This window comes from Okeania sp. (assembly GCF_983059655.1).
Genome location: NZ_CEZPJD010000837.1, coordinates 1 through 3378, shown reverse-complemented (window position 1 = coordinate 3378; position 3378 = coordinate 1). Strand labels below are relative to the sequence as shown.

4 protein-coding genes are annotated in these 3378 nt (G+C 36.1%); 3 read left to right on the top strand and 1 reads right to left on the bottom strand.

The annotated features are described in order from the left end of the window. Positions 1-327 precede the first annotated feature (327 nt). From fabD to AC3DU7_RS29105, 3 genes are all read left to right on the top strand, one after another. Positions 328-1209 (top strand): ACP S-malonyltransferase, encoded by an 882-nt coding sequence (gene fabD / locus AC3DU7_RS29115; RefSeq protein ID WP_488042739.1) that lies wholly within the window; start codon positions 328-330, stop codon positions 1207-1209. 324 nt (positions 1210-1533) lie between these two features. Next, positions 1534-2169, top strand: a complete 636-nt coding sequence (locus tag AC3DU7_RS29110) for a lysophospholipid acyltransferase family protein (protein ID WP_488042738.1) — start codon at positions 1534-1536, stop codon at positions 2167-2169. Between the two features lie 152 nt (positions 2170-2321). Then, positions 2322-2654, top strand: coding sequence for a DUF2288 domain-containing protein (locus AC3DU7_RS29105; RefSeq protein ID WP_488042737.1), 333 nt, complete (start codon positions 2322-2324; stop codon positions 2652-2654). Here the strand turns inward: AC3DU7_RS29105 and AC3DU7_RS29100 are convergent. Then, positions 2615-3205: a YdcF family protein gene (locus AC3DU7_RS29100; RefSeq protein ID WP_488042740.1), complete on the bottom strand. Its 591-nt coding sequence runs from the start codon at positions 3203-3205 to the stop codon at positions 2615-2617. The two genes, AC3DU7_RS29105 and AC3DU7_RS29100, sit on opposite strands and share 40 nt — an antisense overlap. Between the last annotated feature and the right edge of the window lie 173 nt (positions 3206-3378).

Below are 3378 nucleotides of genomic sequence, written 5' to 3'. Positions count from 1 at the left end.
TCCTTTAAAACGGAATTGATTGACTAAAAGGAAAATTTTTCTTCTCTTAGTCGATTGGATATGGCGAGGAAAGTCGCTCTTGAGAAAGCCGCTCCGAATTAGGGAGTAGAGAGTAGGGGGAAATAACTGATTATTTATGTGCGATAATTTATTTTATTTTTTATTAAACAGGGAGTAGGAAGTAGGGAATAGGAGGAAAAGTCTTACATTGTCTGAGCTTTAAACTTTTTAACTTTCAAACACCTTTCCTTCGACTACTATATATTTTTAAGTCTGAATAGCTGACAACTTTTAGACATAAATCATAGTCAAAATTATCATATTAAAATGACAAAAACAGCATGGGTGTTTCCAGGGCAAGGTTCTCAAAAAATTGGTATGGGAATAGATTTATTAGACTTGCCTTCTGCTAAAGTAAAACTTGAGCAAGCTAACCAAATTTTAGGTTGGTCCATAACAGAAGTTTGTCAAACTCAAGAAGAAAAATTATCTCAAACTCTCTATACTCAACCCTGTTTATATGTAGTAGAAAGCTTATTAGCAGATGAAATGTTTGCTCATTCTTTTCAACCAGATATTGTTGCAGGTCATAGTTTAGGAGAATATGTTGCCCTTTACGTTGCTGGGGTATTCGATTTTGAGACAGGACTAAAATTAGTTAAAAAACGTGCTGAATTTATGAATAATGCCACAGGTGGACAGATGGCAGCTTTAATGGGATTTGATCGAGAAAAGCTTGAAGAAGAACTTCAGCAAACAGCAGATGTTGTTCTAGCAAATGATAATAATTCAGCTCAAGTTGTTATATCTGGTACACCAGAAGCAGTCGAAACTTTACTCAGCAAAATTAAAGTTAAACGTGCAGTTAAATTAAATGTTTCTGGAGCGTTTCATTCTCACTTAATGGAGTCGGCATCTAGAGAATTTCAACAAATATTAGAATCAGTAAAATTTGCTGATGCAAAAATTCCCATAATTTCCAATTGTGAGCCAATTGCCACTCAAGATGCAGCGACAATAAAACAACGTCTAGATCGGCAAATGACCAATGGTGTACGGTGGCGTGAAACATCTTTAGAGATGCAAAAAGAAAAAGTAGAAAAAGTTATAGAAATTGGTCCGGGGAAAGTTCTCACTGGCTTAATTAAACGAACTTGCCCAGATTTTAAATTGGTAAATGTAAGTAGTTTAAAGGATATTAATAATTAATAATTAATAATTAATAATTAATAATTAATAATTAATAATTAGGGTTTGCTGATTAAATTTCAAAGCATTGACGTAAGCATTCAGCGTTCAGCTATCAGCTATCAGCTTGGTTAGGACTTATGTTGATGATGAACCTTAGACAGATAAATTACAGCATATTTCTGGCAAATGAGGTACAAGCTTGAATGGCAAAATTATTGTAGTGCGGCCATCTTGCCCGCAACAGGTGTACCTCATAACAACGGGAACTGCTGTATTTCCAACTGTTGCCTGTTCCCTGCTATTATGATGAACTAACTTAACCTAAAATCAAGGTCATATCTTGTGACTAGAAATCGTGAACCAGTCGAGAATTTAATTCTTTATCGCTTATTAAAATGGTCAGTAATAGTTCCTATACTTAAGTTTTATTTTCGGAATAATATTTATGGTACAGAAAATGTTCCACAACAAGGGCCATTAGTCATAGTTAGTAATCATGCCAGTGACTTAGATCCTCCAATAGTTTCTGTTTGTATGAAAAGACCTGTTGCTTATATGGCAAAAGAGGAATTATTTGAAGTACCCGTTTTGAAGCAAATTATTACATTATACGGAGCATATCCAGTTAAAAGAGGATCGGCAGACCGGAGTGCTATTCGTTCGGCACTCAATAGTTTGGAGCAGGGGTGGGCAGTAGGTATTTTTTTACAAGGAACTAGGACTTCTGATGGTAGAATTACAGAACCAAAATTGGGTGCGACTTTAATTGCAGCAAAGGCAAAAGTACCATTATTACCAGTTTGTATTTGGGGTACTCATGCAGTGAAACGTCAAGGTTTGATAGCTAATTCTGTACCAATAACTGTCAGAATTGGAGAACTAATACCACCTCCAGAGTCAACTAAGAAGCAAGAGCTAGAATTGATAAGTCAAAAATGTGCAGATATAATTAACAAGATGCACGATTTAGGACGTTGATGTAGCGCTGCGCGCAGGCAACAGGCAATAGGCAACAGGGGAATAAAAAGCTTATAATATTAAGAATTTTATATTGGACACCTCCTGCAATTTGTACATAAGTCAGCGCACATTTCTAGATATTTAGTTTAGTTAAAATTAGTTAAAAAGAAATGCAGGATATTAGAGAACAATTGGCCGAAAATTTGGATGTAGCTGAATGGAATTGGTTAGTACCCCATGTAAAACGTGATGCTGTAGTAATTGTCGGCAAAAATTTAGATTTATTAGATGTGGGAGTAGCGATCGCTTCTGATAATACTTCTTCTGTGCAAGACTGGATTAGCCGAGAACTTATTTATAAGCCCTCAGCCGAACAGTTGTCAATTTGGAATAGTGATGATAGTAAAAAATTTAATGCTTTGATAGTACAACCTTTTGTTTTGGTACAAGAACCTGATGCTACTCAAGAAGATAATGGGGCAACCAGTCCAGCACCAGTATAACCAGTAGCTACCCATAAAATAGCTCTAATGCCATCTCTAATAACTTTTTCAATGGGTTCGGGCGATCGCCCAGAAGGTACAGGCATTGGCTCAAAACTAATGCCCCTACTACCCAAAACAATTTCCCCGATAACTTGGGCACGAAGCATGTGGTCATCGGAAGTAACTAAATAAACACTTGTAATACCATGGGATTTTAATTTATCTACCATTGTGGTAAAATTAGTTACAGTATCTACGGCATCATAATCTAAATGTAAGCGAGTTTGCGAAATACCACTACTAGAAAATAACCAGTCAGCATATTCTGGGTTAGTACCGGAAGACACCCAAATATCAAGGTGGGGATGCTGGCTAGCAAATTCTGCCGCGAAAACTTCTCTTTCTATCGCCCCACCAAGTACAAATAAAGCTTGAGGTGTTTCTAAACTACCTGCAAACTGTTGATAACTAATACAAAAAGTTAATATAAATCCTAGTAGAAACCAGAAAATGCGGGAAATCTTCAATTTTTTGTATAATTTATTACTGGAAACAACCCTCAACACCATATCTTTAACATAAAAGACCATCTGTAGTGTTACAGATGGAAGTGGATTCTATCAAATGAATATTCAGATCGTATTATTTACCATCCGGAGTAGACAATAATAATGCTACGCGCAAGTAATACCATTTCTCAAAAACTTTTCTACATTTTGTTGAGTAGGGGAGTGGGGGAGTG

Coding starts and splice junctions, on each gene's coding strand:
- AC3DU7_RS29100 (WP_488042740.1), bottom strand. CDS start 3,205: ATGGTGTTGAGGGTTGTTTCCAGTAATAAATTATACAAAAAATTGAAG.
- fabD (WP_488042739.1), top strand. CDS start 328: ATGACAAAAACAGCATGGGTGTTTCCAGGGCAAGGTTCTCAAAAAATT.
- AC3DU7_RS29105 (WP_488042737.1), top strand. CDS start 2,322: ATGCAGGATATTAGAGAACAATTGGCCGAAAATTTGGATGTAGCTGAA.